General features: G+C 63.4%; 14 protein-coding genes and 1 pseudogene. 10 read left to right on the top strand and 5 right to left on the bottom strand.

The genetic code is table 11. The features are described from left to right. The first annotated feature begins 56 nt into the window (after positions 1–56). From EU811_RS21155 to EU811_RS23605, 7 genes are read left to right on the top strand one after another with little or no spacing between them, the layout of a single operon-like run. A complete protein-coding gene (locus EU811_RS21155; protein WP_142940248.1) occupies positions 57–611 on the top strand; it encodes an acetyl-CoA carboxylase biotin carboxyl carrier protein in 555 nt (184 codons plus the stop codon). Next, a complete protein-coding gene (locus EU811_RS21150; RefSeq protein ID WP_142940247.1) occupies positions 608–1,960 on the top strand; it encodes an acetyl-CoA carboxylase biotin carboxylase subunit in 1,353 nt (450 codons plus the stop codon). Before EU811_RS21155 ends, EU811_RS21150 begins: the two co-directional genes overlap by 4 nt. After that, positions 1,957–3,438 carry a pyruvate/oxaloacetate carboxyltransferase gene (locus EU811_RS21145; RefSeq protein WP_142940246.1) on the top strand — a complete coding sequence of 494 codons (1,482 nt, stop codon included), beginning with the start codon at positions 1,957–1,959 and terminating at the stop codon, positions 3,436–3,438. Before EU811_RS21150 ends, EU811_RS21145 begins: the two co-directional genes overlap by 4 nt. Continuing rightward, entirely contained in the window at positions 3,435–4,292 is an 858-nt protein-coding gene (locus EU811_RS21140; protein WP_142940245.1) for an HAD-IIA family hydrolase, read from the top strand. The genes EU811_RS21145 and EU811_RS21140 overlap by 4 nt, the downstream gene beginning before the upstream one ends. After that, complete coding sequence (locus tag EU811_RS21135; protein ID WP_142940244.1) at positions 4,289–6,169, top strand: PEP-utilizing enzyme; 1,881 nt, start codon at positions 4,289–4,291, stop codon at positions 6,167–6,169. Before EU811_RS21140 ends, EU811_RS21135 begins: the two co-directional genes overlap by 4 nt. A 10-nt stretch (positions 6,170–6,179) precedes the next feature. Continuing rightward, positions 6,180–7,265, top strand: a complete 1,086-nt coding sequence (locus EU811_RS21130) for a PEP/pyruvate-binding domain-containing protein (protein ID WP_142940243.1) — start codon at positions 6,180–6,182, stop codon at positions 7,263–7,265. 54 nt (positions 7,266–7,319) lie between these two features. Beyond that, positions 7,320–7,469, top strand: coding sequence for a hypothetical protein (locus EU811_RS23605; protein ID WP_160147675.1), 150 nt, complete (start codon positions 7,320–7,322; stop codon positions 7,467–7,469). 172 nt (positions 7,470–7,641) lie between these two features. Here the strand turns inward: EU811_RS23605 and EU811_RS21125 are convergent, their stop codons facing one another. Then, the gene (locus tag EU811_RS21125) at positions 7,642–9,066 is read right to left on the bottom strand and encodes an IS1380 family transposase (protein WP_142940242.1); all 1,425 of its coding nucleotides are present in this window, start codon (positions 9,064–9,066) and stop codon (positions 7,642–7,644) included. A 397-nt stretch (positions 9,067–9,463) separates the two neighbouring features. Between EU811_RS21125 and EU811_RS21120 the strand changes: the two genes are divergently transcribed. The 3 genes and pseudogenes from EU811_RS21120 (at position 9,464) to EU811_RS21110 (ending at position 12,165) form a co-directional block, all read left to right on the top strand. Continuing rightward, positions 9,464–10,659, top strand: a protein-coding gene (locus EU811_RS21120; protein WP_142940241.1) for an IS3 family transposase whose coding sequence is annotated in 2 segments (ribosomal slippage) — positions 9,464–9,731 and positions 9,731–10,659 — 1,197 coding nt in all. Because the reading frame shifts where the segments join, the coding sequence is not laid out codon by codon here. A 181-nt stretch (positions 10,660–10,840) separates the two neighbouring features. Then, a pseudogene (locus EU811_RS21115) lies at positions 10,841–11,430 on the top strand (adenylate kinase). Positions 11,431–11,598: 168 nt separating this feature from the next. Beyond that, the gene (locus tag EU811_RS21110; protein WP_142940240.1) at positions 11,599–12,165 is read left to right on the top strand and encodes a recombinase family protein; all 567 of its coding nucleotides are present in this window, start codon (positions 11,599–11,601) and stop codon (positions 12,163–12,165) included. A gap of 85 nt (positions 12,166–12,250) precedes the next feature. Here EU811_RS21110 and EU811_RS21105 read toward each other — a convergent pair whose 3' ends face one another. The 4 genes from EU811_RS21105 to EU811_RS21090 form a co-directional block, all read right to left on the bottom strand. After that, the gene (locus EU811_RS21105; protein ID WP_142940239.1) at positions 12,251–13,300 is read right to left on the bottom strand and encodes a PDDEXK nuclease domain-containing protein; all 1,050 of its coding nucleotides are present in this window, start codon (positions 13,298–13,300) and stop codon (positions 12,251–12,253) included. Between the two features lie 83 nt (positions 13,301–13,383). Next, positions 13,384–14,625, bottom strand: coding sequence for a S1C family serine protease (locus EU811_RS21100; RefSeq protein WP_142940238.1), 1,242 nt, complete (start codon positions 14,623–14,625; stop codon positions 13,384–13,386). A 458-nt stretch (positions 14,626–15,083) separates the two neighbouring features. Beyond that, positions 15,084–15,518 (bottom strand): DUF4913 domain-containing protein, encoded by a 435-nt coding sequence (locus EU811_RS21095; RefSeq protein ID WP_142940237.1) that lies wholly within the window; start codon positions 15,516–15,518, stop codon positions 15,084–15,086. A gap of 15 nt (positions 15,519–15,533) precedes the next feature. Next, positions 15,534–17,303, bottom strand: a complete 1,770-nt coding sequence (locus EU811_RS21090; protein WP_142940236.1) for a type IV secretory system conjugative DNA transfer family protein — start codon at positions 17,301–17,303, stop codon at positions 15,534–15,536. Positions 17,304–17,382: the final 79 nt, after the last annotated feature.

The raw sequence follows: 17,382 nt of genomic DNA, 5'->3' as shown, positions 1-17,382 counted from the left end.
ACACCACACTTGGGCCTGATCAACGAGGACAGGCGTTACAGAAGGACATTCCGCACATGGACGTTGACCTGGAGGAACTGGCTGCGATTATCGAGCAGCTGGACAAGACCGAGTTCACTGATTTTTTGTATGAGAAAGGCGACCTGCGGCTGCACGTACGCAGGGGCGGCTATATTCCGGACGGGACAGTCCCGTCCCCTGCGGCCGCCGTCGCCGCTGCTGCCCCGGCTGCAGCGCCCACCATGGCCGCCGCGGCGGCAACACCGGCGGTCGCACCTGCGCCTGCGGCACCAGTTCCCGCCGTCGTACATTCCGCTGCGTCAAACGGTCACTCCCCTGCCATCAGCCCCGACGCGCTTCCGGCCGGGCACATCCTTGTGACCGCGCCGATGCTCGGCACCTACTACGGGGCACCCAAGCCGGGTGAGCCCGCTTTCGTCCAGGTGGGTGATACCGTGTCCGCCGATGCCGTGCTGTGCATCGTCGAAGTCATGAAGCTCATGAACTCCGTGACCGCGGGCGCAGCCGGCGAAGTTGCCGCCGTTTTCGTTAAGGACGGAGACCTGGTGGAGTTCGAGCAGCCACTGTTCGCTATCCGGGCCACCTCATGAACCACCGGATCTTCGTGGCCAACCGCGGCGAGATCGCGGTCCGCATCATTGAGGCCTGCGACCGGCTGGGATACGACACCGTCCTCGGGGTCTCCACGGCGGACAAAGACACTCTTGCTGCCAAGCGGGCCGGCCGGGTCGTGACTATTGGCGGGCCGCGGCCTGCCGACAGCTACCTGAACATGAACGCCGTGGTCCAGGCTGCCCTGTCTACCGGCTGCACCGCGGTCCACCCTGGCTACGGTTTCCTCTCCGAACGTCCGGCCTTTGCCGAAGTGTGCGCTGAGAACGGCCTGACCTTCGTGGGTCCGTCACCTGAGGCGCTGCGCGCACTGGGCGACAAGCTGACAGCCCGGCGGCTCGCCGAATCCGTGGACGTTCCCGTCTCCGCCGGCGGCACCGCGCAAACGGCCGAGGAAGTCCAGCAACTGGCCGAACGCATCGGCTACCCGATCCTCATCAAGGCAGCACACGGCGGCGGCGGCCGCGGCATGAAACTCGTCGAGAGCAACGCGGAACTGGCCGAGGCCTGGCAGCTGGCATCCTCCGAGGCGGAGGCATCCTTCGGGGACGGCACCGTGTTCCTGGAACGGTTCGTCCAGGACGCTAAGCACGTGGAGGTCCAGATCCTCGGAGACCGCCACGGCCACCGCGTCCACCTCGGCGAGCGGGAATGTTCCGTGCAGTACCGCTACCAGAAGGTGGTGGAGGAGGCACCCTGCACCGCACTCCCCGAGGCCACCCGCGCACTCATCTACCAAAGCGCCCTCCGGATCGCCGAGGCCCTGGATTATGTCGGGCTGGGAACCGTGGAGTTCCTCTACGACGTGCAGCGTGACTCACTGGCCTTCCTCGAGGTGAATCCGCGCGTGCAGGTGGAGCACCCTGTCACAGAGGCGATCACCGGCGTCGACCTGGTCCGCGAACAGCTGCTGGCGGCCCTTGGCGAGCCACTGTCCTTCACCCAGTCAGACATCACCCTGACCGGAAACGCCATCGAATGCCGCATCACCGCGCAGGACCCGGAGAACGACCTGCGGCCCTCACCGGGAACCGTCACGCGCTGGCGCCCTTCTGCCGCCGGCGGACTCAGGCTCGATACGCACATCTACGAGGGCTACCGCTTCCCGCCGTTCTACGACGCGCTGATGGCCAAGCAGATCGCCTGGGCACCGGACCGCACCGCCGCCATCGAACGGATGGAACAGGCCCTGGCAGCCTTCGAAATCGAAGGCGTCACCACCTCACTGCCGCTGCTGTCGCGGATCCTAGCCCACCCGGTTTTCCAGGACAACACGGTGACCACCCACTGGCTGAATGACCTGATGACGGAAAAGGTGAACTCATGACCGACGTCAACCTCGTCGACGTCTCCCTGCGGGACGGCAACCAAAGCATCTGGGGTGCCACCGGCGTCACCACCCGCATGGTCCGGGGCGTCGCACCGCTGCTGGACCAGGTAGGATACCACGCCATCGAACTGGTCTCCAGCACCCTGATGGCCACCGCCGTGCGGTACCACCAGGAGGATCCGTGGGAACGGCTGCGGGCCGCACGCGACCTGATGCCCAACACGCAGCTCGGCTTCCTGACCACCGGCAAACGGTTCATCTCGTTCCACCGCACCCCGGACGCCGTCTTCGAACTGGCCTTCAGCCTGCTGGCCCGCAACGGCGTCAAACGGCTCTGGGTGATTGACCCCATGCACGACATGGAAGGTGCCAAGCGCACCGCCGAGATGGCCAAGCGGGTCGGTTTCGAAGAGGTCATCGGCGGGATCTGCTACACCACCAGCCCCGTCCACACCGACGAATACTTTTCCACAAAGGCCAAGGAACTCGACGACTGCGACGCGATCGACAGCATCTACCTGAAGGACCCGGCAGGGCTGCTGACGCCGGACCGGGTGAAGAGCCTGGTGCCGCTGCTGCGGTCCAGCCTCGACAGCACCCGGCTGAACGAGATCCACTCGCACAGCACCACCGGCCTGTCCCCCATCACCGTCCTGGACGCAGCGGACCTCGGCATCGAGACCATCCACTGCGCCCTGCCGCCGCTGGCCAACGGAAGTTCACATCCGGAAGCCCAGCGGCTGGTCCACAACCTGCGGGCCCGCGGCCACAACGTCAACGTGGACCTGGATGCCATGGCCAAAGCGTCCGCCTACCTGCAGCGCCAGGGGCGGATCAAGAACCTGCCCTCGGGCAGCCCCAACGAGTACGACGAAGCCTACTACCGGCACACCATTCCCGGCGGGGTGCAGTCCACCACCCGCCGGCAGCTCGGTGAAATCCGGCGCGCAGACCTCTTTGACCAGGTAATCGAGGAGTCCGTCCAGGTCCGTGAGGACCTCGGCTGGCCCATCGTGATGACACCGTTTGCGCAGTACATCGTCACGCAGGCCACCCTCAACGTCATCACCGGAGAGCGGTACAAGCAGATCTCCGATGAAGTCATCGACCTGCTCCGCGGCGACTTCGGGCCCTTGCCCGGGGCGGTCAACCCCGAACTGATGGACCGAGCCATGGCCACCAAGCGCGGACAGCAGCCCGTTAACGACGGCAGCGACGTCACCATCGCGGACTTGCGGCGGCGCTTCGGGGCCACCATCAGCGACGAGGAGCTGCTGCTCCGGGCGGTCATGCCGGCCGAGCAGGTGGACAGCATGTACGCCGCGAAAAAGAATTCGGCCACCTCAACGCTGCAGCGGCTCCTGGCAGCAATGAATGACCGGCCCTCCACCTCGGTGTCCGTCAGCGACGGCACCACGAAATTTTCCATTCAACGCGGTCCTTCCGAAAACGCCGCACAGGGGGCTACAGCATGAACGATCTGATACAGAATTCCCGCGGCTGGGTACTGGATGTCGATGGCTGCCTGATGCGCACCAAGCGCGCGGGCGGTGCCGGCGGGGAAGCCATGCCGCGCGCCGCGGAGCTGGTGGCAGCGCTCTACGCTGCCGGACACGCCGTGGTTGTGTGCACCAATGCTTCGGAGAAGACCCCGGCCGAATACGCCTCCCACCTCCGTTCGCAGGGAATCGGAATCCGCGACGAGGATTTCGTGACTGCCGGCAGCGCAGCCTCCGAGTACATTGCCCACCGGCACCTTGGGGCCCGGGTGCTGGCGCTCGGAGCGGAGGGCCTGAGCGCCCCGTTGCGCAGCCTGGGCGTGAACCTGGCCGATCCCGCGCAACCGGAACTGGCCGACGTTGTGGTCGTGGGGGCCGCAAACGGCTACAGCACCGAACAGATCAACGCGGCGAGTCTGGCCGTCGACGCCGGCGCCCCGCTCTACACCACCGTGGACGTGCCGTGGTTCCATGGCGGCCTCGGCAAATCGGTGTGCGTCTCGGCAGCCATCGCCAATGCCATCGGCTGGGCTGCCGGAGCAGTGCCGCAGGTGCTAGGCAAACCCTCAGCCGCGTTGGGCGAAACCCTGGTCCGCCGGCTGGGCCTTCCCGCCGCAGAGGTCACCGTGGTGGGCGACGCCACCGTCGAAATTGACCTTGCCCGGTCCATGGGCGCCAACAGCGCCGTGGTCCTCTCCGGTGCAACCTCTGCCGAACTGCTTGCCACGCTCGAAGGCGCCGCCGGGCCGGATCTCGCCCTGGCAGACGTCGCCGAACTGCTTGAATTCCTCACCCCCTCCCTTTCACTGTCGCAAGGAGCCACATCATGACCGAAACCACCCCGGGCAGCGCAGCACGCTTCCCGTTCTTCAACGAAGCCACCACCCCGGCCGGCGGTGAGGGCTGGGAGTCGATGTACCCCTATTACCTCGTCCCCTCGGAGGAAACCACCGAGCACGAGAATGCCCAGTTCTGGTTCGCTGACACCATGCACTGGTCCCGCGGCTGCCACCCGTTCGACAGCATCGGCGCCGAAGCCGTGTACCTGGGCGTTGGAACGTTCAGCACCCGTATCTTCGCCCTCCCGGTGTCGCTGGGCCTGGATGTCCGCGTGGTCAACGGGTACGTCTACATCTCACCGCTGGGCGTTGAGGACCCGGCGCGGATCCAGGAGCGCGTAGGCATCTTCCAGGAGCGGGCCGGCTACTACTACGCCAACTGGGACGAGCTCTACGGCAAGTGGAAGACCAAGATGGAAGGCGCCATCGATTCCCTGCGTACCATCGAGTTCCCCCGGCTGGGCGAATACGATCCCGCCGAGGTTGTCACCGAAGCACGCGGCCGGTCCTCCGCCATGGCAGTCATCGAGAACTACCACCGGCTGATTGATGAATTCTTCTCCATCTGGCAGTACCATTTCGAATTCCTGAACCTGGGCTACGGCGGCTATATCACCTTCTTCCAGTTCTGCAAGCAGGCGTTCCCGCTGATCAGCGAGCAGTCGATCTCCCGCATGGTGGCCGGCGTCGACGTCCTCGCCTTCCGCCCGGACGACGAACTGCGCAAGCTCGCCGCGCTCTCCCACGAACTCGACCTGAACCCCATCATCACCGGTGACAGCGGCCCGGACGCCATCCTGGCTGCGCTGGCCGAAACCACCAATGGGCGGACCTGGCTGGCGGCGTTCGAAGAGGCCAAGGACCCCTGGTTCAACTACTTCGCCGAGTATGGCTTCACCCACGACCAGGAAACCTGGGCCAGCGACCTTTCCATCCCCCTGCAGGGCATCTCCCGCTACGCTGTCAAGATTGCCATCGGCGAGGACATCTCCCGGCCCATCGAGCGGCTCCGCGAGGAGCGGGACGAGATCGTGGACGAATACCGCGCCCTGCTCACCGGCGACGAGGCACGCCAGTTCGACGAACTGCTCGGCCTCGCCCGGAAGGTCTTCCCGTACATCGAAGAGCACAACATCTACGTGGAGCACTGGTCCCACAAGGTGTTCTGGGAAAAGGCCTGGGACCTGGCGAACTTCCTGGTTGATGCAGGATTCCTCGACACCGCCGAGGACATGTTCTACCTGAACCGCTTCGAGCTGGATACCGCACTGTTCGACGTGGTGGACTCCTGGGCGATCGGCGTTCCCGCCCGCGGCAAGAAGCGCTGGCAGGCAGAAATCGAACGCCGCCGGCCCATCGTCGCGGCGCTGCAGGCCGCCAGCGCCCCGCCCGCCTACGGCATTCCGCCGCAGCAGGTCACGGACCCGTTCGCCGTGATGAACTACGGCGTCACCACCGAACGCGTGCAGGACTGGCTGGGCGCCACCGACGGTGCCACGGACAAGCTCAACGGCATCCCCGGCTCCCTCGGTATCGTTGAAGGGCCCGTCCGGGTGCTGCGTTCCGAAAAGGACCTGCCGCTCCTGCAGCCGGGCGAAATCCTGGTGGCTCCGATCACCGCGCCGTCCTGGGCTGCGGCTTTCGCCGTCGCCACCGGAGTCATCACCGACATCGGCGGCATGATGTGCCACGCCGCCATCGTCTGCCGCGAATACGGCATCCCGGCCGTGGTGGGCACAGGCTTCGCCACCGCCCGCCTGACCACCGGCCAAAGGGTCCGGATCGACGGGAAGGCAGGCACCGTCGTCGTCCTTGAACCCGCACCCGAAACCACCCACGAAACTGACACCGCCGCAGCGGTCAGCTAGGAGATTGACCGTGTTTATCCGAGAATTCAACGACCCCGGCTGCCAGGACGTCCGGGAAGTGGGCGGCAAGGCCGCCGGCCTGGCCCAGATGACCGCCGAGGGACTGCCCGTGGCACCCGGCTTCGCGGTGACCGCCGCTGCGTACCGCGCCTACCTTGAGGCGGATGGCTTGAAGGAATTCACCCGCAGCGTGCTGGAGGGGCTGGGCACCGGCCGGGACCAGGCAGCGTTCGACGACGCCGGGCACCGTATCAGCGAACGCTTCACCGAGGTGCCGATCCCGGCAGCGGTGGCGGACGCAGTGCACGAGGCTTACGCGAAGCTGTGCGAGGAAACCGGCGTCGAGAACATCGCTGTGGCCGTGCGCTCCAGCGCCACGGCGGAAGATTCCGTAGGCGCCAGCTTCGCCGGCGAGTTCGAAACCTGGGTGGACATCATGGGAGCGGACGAGGTCCTGAAATACGTGCATAAATGCTACGTCAGCGTCTTTGCCGGCCGCGTCCTGTCCTACCTCGCCGAGAAGGACATCGACCCGCACGCAATCGAAATGGCCGTGGTGATCCAGAAGACCGTCCGTGCCCGGGCCGCCGGCGTCATGTTCACCATCAGCCCCACCAGCGGTGACCGGTCCAAGATTGTGCTCGAAGCCAGCTGGGGCCTGGGACTGTCCGTGGTGGGCGGCGAGGTCACGCCGGACCGCTTTGTGGTGGACAAGGTGGGCCTCGGCATCGCGGACCGGGTTGTGGGCAACAAGATCATCGAATACCGCCGCGGTGACGCGCCGGTGGACGTTCCTGCAGACCGCCGGGACGTGCTGTGCCTGCAGGACGAGGAGGTGGTGGCCCTGGCGACGCTCGGCAAGAAGCTGGAGCGGATCCACCAGGCACCCCAGGACATCGAGTTCGCCGTGGACGAAGAACTGCCCGAAGGCAGTAACTTGATACTCCTCCAGTGCCGACCGGAAACCGTCTGGTCCAACGCCAACCGCACGCCGGCCTTCGACGCCACGGCAGGCATGATGTCCTGGATTACCGGCAGCATCTCAGGTGCCACGGCCGCGCCGGCAGACGCACACGGGGCCTCACACCAGCACTGAGGCTGACGGTCCTGGATCCTGGTATCAGATGGCTGGAGCCGGCCGCACTGCTGCGTGGCCAGCTCTGCCGACAAGTGCTGGACCCTGGTTCACTTCAACGATGCCGATATTGCCTACGCGGCGGAAACACGCAAGGAGCTGTTCGCGCACTCTATAGATGAATACTCCCAGGTAAAGCACGTCATGATCACGAACCTGGACTAACCCCGATTTTTCATGACGGCCGGTGATGACCGCGGATTGCGGCAGGCGCGGTGGCCAGCGGTTGTTTTCTGTTTTCGGGCAGTGCGGTGTGGCCCGTTGGTTCGTCTTGGGGTTGGCGCCGGTTCCACTTCCGGTGGCGGAGCTGTTTGTCGGGACGGGATGAGGGTCTGTTTCAGCTTGGGGAGAGTAACTGTCTGAGATGGCCGGTGTTGCCCAGGAGCAGTTTCAGGAGGTCCTTTTCCGGTGCTGATTCCGGCAGCAGCAGCTGGTTGCGGCGGGCGCGGGTGATGATTTTCCCGGCGGTCGCGAAGAGCCGGTAGCGCCAGCGTTTGATGTCCCAGGCTTTCGCGTGATGGCCGTCCGGGAGGGCCGCGAGCTGGAGCCAGGAGACCAGGTTGAAGGCGAGGGCGGCGATATTCGCCCACGCCTGGTTCGCGGCGAAATCGAAGAACGGCAGCTTGCCCAGGCCGGTGTTTTTCAGGGTTTTGATCCTGTTCTCGCACCTGCCGCGGGCGCGGTGCCGGGCATCCAGGAAGGGGCCGTGCCAGCGCGGCGAGTTGGTCAGGAACGCGGTGATCCGGTGCCCGTCCGCATCGAGCAGGGTCGGCTGCGCTCCTGGGTGGAGTGGCTCCGCACGCAGGAACAGTTTCGTGCCCGGCGGGTAATCGGTCAGCGGGATGACATCGGTGGCGTTGATGACCCACGCGTCGGTCCGGTCGGCCCCGGCCTGGTCCAGGGCCGGCTGCCAGTACTCTTTGTCGCTGATCCAGTCGACCATGTGTGCCTTGCCGAACGGCAGAGTGTAGCTGGTGGAGAACTGCACGCCCAGGCTGTGCAGGTGCCAGAGGAACTTCCTCGAGGCCCCGGCGCTGTCGGTGCGGACCAGGACCTTCTCCCCGGCCAGTACCCCGGTTCCGTCGTAGAAACACTCGGGCAGTTGGGCTGCCGCGGTGTGGAAAACCCGGATGTGGTCCTCGGCGCTGTTCGCTCCGGCGTTGCCGGGCCGCAGCACGGCGGCGAGGATCTCCCCGGATCCGTTGCCGGCACCGTAATCACAGGAGGCGATGAAGGGGGCGAATCCGTATCCGCCTTTGTAGGTGCCGGCGACGTTTTCCTTGTCCGAGTGTGAGGTCACCAGGGTCGCGTCGATGTCGATGATGAGCGGGTCCGCGGCTGTTGCGGTCAGGGCAGGGTTCCGGCTCCCGGCGGCGTTCCAGGCCCGGGTGCGCAGTTCCCGGGTGAGGGTCTCAAACCCGTAGCCGAACAACTCGGGATTCGTGACGGTGCGTTCGAAGAACCGGGAGACGGTCGCGTTCGAGGGCAGTTGACCGAAGACCCCGGGCGAGGACCGCAGGATGTCCAGGTCCGAGGCGTGTTCGCCGCCGGCGGCGAGCATCGCGGCCAGGGATCCCACCAGTCGGCCAGGGCGGTGCCGTGCGCCGGAAGCAACGAACTGGCCCAGCCGCTCTTCGCAGAGCCTGCCGAATCCCAGAGCGTCCATGAAACCGGTGAGGACCGAAACTCCGGCGTGGGAGATCAGCGACTGGCCGGTGAAACTGACCGGCACGGAGGGGAACATGCGACTATACTTTTGCATCGAAAGGGTGCTCCCTCGCTCGGCAAATAACGGTCTCGACAACCACTATTTTCCCAGCTCAGAGCACCCTTTCCCTGCTTAAACACGCCCGGCCCCCGGCGCCCCATGAAAACCCCGGGCTAAGCGGCGTCAACCCACTGAAAGAACCAAGTCAACGACGGGGAGGTGAATCCGGGTTAGCCCGATCCGCCTCCCCGCCTATTAAAGATCCTGTAGCCGAGAGGAAATCAATGGAATTTGTGTCGATCATCGCTAACTATCGCTTTGAAGAGAAGTAGGAGATGGAAGAAGGACCCAACGCTGCCGTCGACGCTGCCTGCCGGCAAGGGTGGGGTTAACCTCTGTTGGTGGACACCTGAAGTAGCGGGATCCTAGGGTTCTGCGGGAAGGTGTTCTTGTGAGCACGACACGACGTAAATTCACTCCGGAGTATCGGCGGGAGGCTGCGCGCCTTGTGATTGACACGGGCAGACCGGTCGCGCCGGTAGCCCGCGAACTGGGTCTGGGCGAGCAGTTGCTGGGCCGGTGGGTGGCTCAGGAACGGGCGAGGATGGCGGCTCCGGAGGAGTCCGCGGCAGCCGAGGCGGGAAGCTCTGAGCTGGAACGTTTGCGGCGGGAAAACGCGCAGTTGCGGATGGACAACGAGTTCCTGGGAAAAGCCGCAGCCTTCTTCGCTTCCAAGCAGCAGAATCGGAATGCTTCGAGCTGATGGAGGCGGAGAAGGCTAACTACCCGATCCAGCGAATGGCCCGTCTTTTGGGGGTGTCCCGGTCCGGGTTCTACGCCTGGCGCCGACGAAGTTCCGAGGCGTCGGAGCGGGCCGTTGTGCGGGCGGAGCTGGATGCGAAGGTCCGGCGGGCTCATGCGGATTCGTACGGGATCTACGGGGCCCCTCGGGTCCAGGCCGCCCTGGCCAGGAACGGGACCGGCGTTGACCGGAAGACTGTAGCCTCCTCGATGCGACGGCAGGGCCTGGAAGGGATCTCTCCGCGGCGTTTCCGGCCAGTAGCGTCGATCGGTGAGGCGCGCGTCCATTCCATCCCCGATCTGGTGGCCAGGAAGTGGGATACCGGGGCTCTTGATGCGGTGTGGATCTCGGACATCACCTACCTGCGCACCGATGAAGGCTGGGTGTATCTGTGTGCTGTCCGGGACGCCTGCTCGCGGCGGGTCATTGGGTGGGCCATGGACTCGGTCCAGACCACTGCTCTGGTTGAGCGCGCACTGCGCATGGCTTACATCCTGCGCGGCGCGGGCCCGGCCGGTGTCGTGTTCCACGCCAACCGCGGCACCCAGTACACCTCTACCCAGCTCAACGATGTTTGCACCGGACTGGGCATCCAACAGTCCGTCGGTAGAACCGGGGTGTGCTGGGACAATGCGATGCAGGAATCGTTCTGGTCCACCCTGAAGACCGAGTTCTACGACCGCCGCCGCTGGACAACCAGGCACGATGCGATCCGGGCAACGGGCCGCTGGATCGAGGAGTTCTACAACCGTGCCCGGCTCCACTCAGCCCTGGGCTACACCACGCCTGTGGAACACGAACGACTCCTCACCGCGAATAAACCTCAGCCGGCACAAGCCGCCTGATCAACTGTCCACGATTTGCGGGTAACCCCAAGGGCGGGAGGACAAAGCTGGGAGTTCTGGTTACGCGGCATACATTTGATCATTTTTCCGTGTCCCTAACGTCCAAGGTGCCTTCGGCACCGTACGGGAACAAGACCACGCTTGAAACAAACCACTACAAAGGGTTTTTGCGATGATGAGAATGCTGATTATTGGACCTCCGGTTCCGGGAAAGGAACGCAGGCGGAGCGGATCTGAGCGCCTCGGCGTCGTGGCCATCTCCACCGGCGATATCTTCCGTGCAAACGTAAAGGGCGAAACGCCGCTTGGCATTGAAGACAAGAAGTACATGGGCGCCGGCGACTTCGTTCCGGACAGCGTCACGAACAAGATGGTGGGCGACCGCCTCAGCGAGTTCGACGTCGAAAACGGCTTCCTGCTGGACGGCTACCCCCGCACCACCGCCCAGGTGGACTACCTCGATGAGATCCTCGCCAAGGACGAAGAGAAGCTCGACGTCGTCCTACAGCTGGCTGCCGACGACGAGGAACTGGTCCACCGCCTCCTGGGCCGGGCAAAGGAGACGGGCCGGAGCGACGACAACGAAGCTGTCATCCGCCACCGCCTGGACCCCTACCACGAGCAGTTGCCAAATACGCCGAACGCGGCATCCTCACCCAGCTGGACGGCATCGGCCCCATCGACGAAGTGACAGACCGCGTGATCCAGGCACATCGCATCTCTTCACGAGGTGGCCGCCTGAGTTCGACCCTCCGAACAGCGCTGAGTTAGCTGCGGGCGTTCCTGGAGCCTGGCTAGGAGTTTCGTCGAGTTAGAGCACACCCCAATCTGACGTCAGACGGCTGGCTTATACTCGTCAGAATAGGCTACGGTTCCGCTTTTCTTGACACTCGGTGTGGAGGTTCTTAGATTCAAACCTGACACGGAGTAGGAGATGCCATGGCTGGACAGCGAATCGGGTATGTACGAGTCAGCACCTTGGACCAGAATGAACAACGCCAGCTCGATGGAGCGGTTCTCGACAGGATCTTCCTTGATAAGGCCTCGGGCAAGGACACCGCCCGCCCTGCGCTGACAGAAATGTTGCGCTTCGCCCGTGAGGGAGACACTGTTGTAGTGCACAGCATGGACCGGCTGGCACGGAATCTGGATGACCTGCGTTCCGTAGTCAAAGCGCTCACCGGAAAAGGCGTGCAGGTGGAGTTCGTCAGGGAGCACCTGCTCTTCAGTGGCGAGGACTCCCCTATGGCGAATCTCATGCTCTCGGTCATGGGGGCCTTCGCTGAATTTGAACGCTCCCTGATCAAGGAACGCCAGCGAGAAGGCATTGCCTTAGCCAAGCAGCGAGGTGCCTACCGCGGGCGCAAAAAGACGCTTACACCCGAGCGGGCCACCGAGCTGGCGCAGAGGGCAGCCGATGGAACACCTAAATCGGTCCTCGCGAAGGACTATGGAATCAGCCGGGAAACGGTGTATCAATACCTCCGCCAGGCCGACCGTTCCTGATCTGCCATCCGTTTCTGACTGCTGACGTACGCAGACTACTACCCAACATATGGGTGCTTATCGGCGTTGCGGGCGTTCGGAAAGCTCAGTCTTCTGGTTCTATGCCGGGTTCGGCCCATTCGAGTGCTGCCACGACGTGGCCTTCATTGGGCAGGACACGCTTCTCGTCTGCCGGGAGTTTGTCGTAGGTGTAGGCAGCGACCGCCATCGGTGAGGTTGAGCGGCCGAGGCTGTAGCGTACGCTGCGTTCGTTCTTGGCGCCGCAGATGAGAATGCCGATTGTTTCGTTGTGGTGCTCGCGGCGGAGCATGTCATCGACGAGGGCGACGTAGAAGTTAAGTTTGCCGGCGAACTCTGGCTGAAACTTCCCTGTCTTGAGTTCGATGACGACGTATCTGTTCTGGTCCATGTGGAAGAACAGCATGTCGACGTAGTAGTCGTCGCCGTCGACGTCGAAGTGGACTTGCCGCCCAACGAAAGCGAATCCTGGTCCGAGTTCGCGCAGGGTTTCGGTGATTCGACTGGTCAGAGCCAGTTCCAGTTCGCGTTCAGCGACCTCCCCCGACAAGCCCAAAAATTCGAAGTTGTAAGGGTCCTTCGCGATTTGTTGGGCAAGCTCGGTGTCTTGCGCAACAAGCTGTTGCGCGAAGTTGGACGGAGCTGCACCGGTCCTTTCAAGGGTTCGGTTCATGATCATGTTCAGCAGGACATTCCTGGACCACCCGTATTGGACGGCTGCTGCAGCGTACGAATTACGTTTTTCCTGTGTGTCCACCTTGTCCAGCAGGACAGTGACGTGGCCCCACGGCAATTGCGCAACAGCTTGTTGCGCAATTGGTCCGCCTTGCCAGGCTCCGGCGAACGTGGTCATGTACTGGATGTTGCGCGGCGAAAGGCCTTTCATCTCCGGGAACTCTCTGCGCAAGTCCTCGGACAGCTTCTTGATAACTCCGCTCCCCCAGCCCTGCTGTTCCTGCTGCCGCCGGACGCCCTGGCCGATCGTCCAATACAGCTCGATCAGCTGGGTGTTAATGGTTCGGAGCGCCGTCGTCCTGGCTGCCTTGACGGTCGCTTTTAGGTCCTCGAGCAGTTCCACGTAGCCAGCGGGCAGGTCCAGTTCGCGCGAGTCTGTCATCATTCCACCCTAATGCGAGCCACCGACAGGCACGGTGGACTCAATTGTCCAGACGCTGTCTGGACAATTGAGCCTACGGGTTTCTAGCAGGCGGTTGGGTCGCCGAAAGGCAGGGAGGTGCCGGCGATGAGCCAATGTGTTCCGTCCCAGTGCATTGAGTACCGGATCTTCCAGTTCGAACATGTTTGGCCGGTCCCGCGGTAGGCATCGGCCGCGTTCTGGATGGTCTGAAGATTCACATCGGCGTTCAGATCGTCGGCTGACGGCGTGCCGGTGACATCAATGACCTCAGCTTTCGTCCAGTAGGAGGAACCGAGGTCCTTGCTCCATGTCGAGGCGTCCCCGAAAGTGGCCTGCAGCTCGGGCGTGAGGAGTTTGAAGGCTGCTGTGTAGGCGGCTCGATTGATGCCTTGACCGTGAAGGAGCAGGCTTTGGCCTACGCTGCGGGCTTGGTCATGGTCTGCCGAGACGGTAAAGGGAAAGAATCCGGAACCTGGCGCCGGAGCGTTTCCGCAATCCTTGAACGCCACAGGGGTGGACCTGGATTTCCACTCGTTGACGGCCGCGGCAACACGGGGTGCGGTTACCGCGTAGGCGATGCCTTCGGCCCTGGTGTACTCATCAAATTCGATGGTTACAACAATGCCGGCTACCTGGCCGTCTTGGGTGATGAGTGGTCCTCCGCTGTTGCCATGGTTGATAGCAGTGTCTGTTTGGATCAGGTTTCGGAGAACCCGGTCCCCTATGTCCTGTTCGGTGTCGAGGGCGCTGACTGTTCCTTTGGTGAAGGTGAACGGGCGGCTCAACGGGAACCCCAGGGCTGCTACATCGGTCCCGACCGGGGGCTCGCTGCTTCTGAGCTGAAACTGATGGCCTTGGATCGGCCGGTCGGTTCTGACAAGAGCGATATCCGCTACATCATTCGTGCCAACAACGGTGGCATTCACCGATGTTCTCCCGAAGGCTACGCTGATCGAGGTAGCATCCTGGACAACGTGCGCTGCAGTAACCACCAAGTCAGGTTCGATAAGAAAACCAGTTCCTGTACGCCAGGATTCACACGTCGTGACAGAGAGCTGGCCCACGCCGGGCTGGACATCAGCAACGACATCAGGCCATGCACTCGGTGACGGGGCGGCGCTTGTGCTTGTCGCTGCTGCGGTGGTCGGTGCGCTTTCGGTGGGCGGAGTGGGTTGAACGGTGCTTGTCGGCGGCGATGTCTGCGGGGACGTGCCGGATCCGTTAGTGCAGCCTGTAGCCCAAAGACATAGGCTCAAGGACGTGACAACCGTGCAACGGATGAAGGGGTTTGGTTTGTTGCTCATCAACTACCTCCCAAGGCTGAGAAGAACAGCTGCCCGAGCGACCCCTCTGTTGTGTCCGCTCCTGCAACTGCCCACAATAAATATGAGTCGGGTAAGCCGCCGTCAGATGCGCTTGATCATGGAGGGAAACGGGAGACCTTTCCCATGATTCAAACCAACGGCCGTTTACTCGACTCGTGTCCCAGCAAGCACATCGTAACCCCGAGGGATCCTGTCTATCTGGAAAAGCTTTCCTGGCGGGCGAGTCGACAGCAGGGCCGCAACAGGATCTTTCCCTGGTAGCCGGTGACCGGCAGCAGCGTCCCATGCCCCCCTGCGACTTCAATTTTTGCCGTCATAGTCCAAAGTTCCTTGGACGATTGCTTCGGCCAATGTGCCGCAGCTTGTGGCACTATGGGCTTCGCATCACTTCCTTGTCCTGACGGGATGCTCATCTTCCAGCGATGGAGCTTTGAGGGTTATGGCTGGGTCGTTCTGACGTCGGGAAACCAGCCGTGGGGTGCTTTGCGGGGTTCGAGGTGTTCGGGGTCTCGGTGTTCTTTCATGTCGCAGTTGTAGAAGGGTCCCTGCGGGTCCAGAAGGACGCGCATGTGGTGATCTGCATGATCCCTCCACCAGACACTCATACCGGTCGCTGGATCCAGGCGCAGGTGCTCCCATGAACGCCACAGAGCCGCTACACGGGAGACGGCTTCCGGGTGGAAATACCAGTCGATGCACCACTTGGCGGACTTTCCCGTGACGCTGCGGACATAGGTGGGTAGCAGCTGCTCATGGAGGAATTCTTCGGCTGAGCCGTAGACGAGCTCCGGTTCTTTCTCCGCGCTCTGGTCAGCTGCAGCTGCAGCCGGGGCCGGTGTGTCCGTGTCGTAGAGGTCAAAATCAGTTGCCACGTGGGGTGCCCTTTCCTACTTCGTGACCCAGGGATTGGCTGCCGGTGCAGCTGGCACTAGGTCGGCGGGTTCTTCGGGCCGAGGGCTGTACTTCTTTATGGATGCCTCCACCGTTTCCTTGTGGGGTCCGGTGTACCAGGGCGTCGTGCGGACGAGCGTGGCGGGTGCGCCGGAGGCGAGGACGACGGCGCGGCCACGGTCCAGTTCGGCGAGGTTGGAAACGTCGAAGATGCGTTCCTTGCCCTCCTGGCGGGAGCGGCTGGAACCAGACTTGCCTGAGGAAGTGGAGACGTTGATGTAGCTGTAGTCTCCGATCAGGTCCGAGAGAGCACGGAGGAAGCCTTCTTCTGCGACGCCGCCGCCGTAGACCTTCACGTTCGCCGCTGACCAGATTTTCCGCATGTTCGCCTCTCCCCACAGCTCCACGCCCTGGGACCAGGACTGCAAAATCCCCATGACAATCAGGCCCTTGGAGCCGTAGTGGCTGAACTGGTCCGGCAGGGATGCCCAGCGGACGACGTTGGCCAACTCATCGAGAGCAAACAGCGCCGGCTTCGGGAGCCGGCCGCCGCTCCGCTCGGCTCGCTCTTCCATGGCCTCAGCTATGGCCACCGTCAGCGCTGTGGTGAGCGGTGCGGCTGAGCCGGCACCTTCCTTGGAGAGGATGTAGATCGTCTCCTGCGACGCAGCGAAAGCATGTGGGTTGAATTGGCGGCGGGCATCCGTGGCCACGGTTGTCCCGCCGGTCGGAGCGACCCAGCGCAGCGTGTTCCGGCTCTTGAGGCATTGGATCATCTTCTCGGCTGTGCCGAAGATACCGTCACGTTGCTTGTCAGCCAGTTCAAGTGTGGATTCAAGGCCCTTGTACTGCAGCTCGTAGTCGTGCTGTTTCAGGATGTTGATCGGTTCGCGGTTCACCTGTTCGGTGACCCAGATGTAGACCTGGGTGATGGGCAGGTCGCCGAGTGCGGCGGCGAGGAAGTACGAGGACAGAATGTCTTCGGCCTTGGGGTCGAAGTAGGCGTCGGGCTTGGACCCGGGGACGCGGGAGCCGACCGAGAAGTGCTGGGTGAGTTTGTACGCCTTCTCCTCGTCGGTGACGTAAGAGAGTGGGTTCCACCACCAGTTCGGTTCTTCCTGGGCGATCTTCTGCGGATCGAACACCCACACCGGGGCGACGGCCTCGCGGACGCCACGGGTGCCGTCCACGACGTCGCGCTTGTTCGACGTTGAAACCACGGCACCGGGTGCGTCCAGAATGGCGGGCATGACCCGTGAGGTCGACTTACCGGTACGGGGACCCCAGATATCGAGGGACAGGTCTTCCCAGGACTGGATGAACTTCTGCCCCGTGGAGACGACCTTGCCGACCACGATGCCGGGAGTATCAGTGACACCCAGACGCTCAGCGGTCGCCCTCGCTCCCTTCTCCGAGAACGCGGCCAGCGACTTACCTCGTCCAAGGTACCGGGCGGCCTTATCGACCCGGGCACGCTTGGACGCACCCTTCCGCCAGGCCACCAGGACAACAATGGTCAGGGCCAAAACCACGCCAGCCAGCAAGCAGACCACAACCGTAGCCTCCGTGGGCCACGGCACACGGCCCTTGGCCAATCCGGCGATCAGATCAATGGGATGGGCTGGCGGGGCGGCGATGCCTGCCATCCACGACCCGAGATGCAAGGCACCGTAGGTTCCGCCGCCGAAGACGACGATGAACCCGATGGCCAGCCACACCAGCAGTGCTTCACCCATGCCCATCCCTTTGCGGTTTGGTGCGCTCACAGGGCGCCTCCTTCCATGGGCAGAATTGGTGCTGCCGTCTCCAGCAGGGTTTCCGGGGCTATCTCTATTCGCTCAGGTT

Source organism: Arthrobacter sp. TS-15, assembly GCF_006964045.1.
GTDB lineage: Bacteria > Actinomycetota > Actinomycetes > Actinomycetales > Micrococcaceae > Arthrobacter.
Note: the sequence above shows the minus strand (reverse complement) of the source record. Positions and strands in the feature narration are given on the sequence as shown.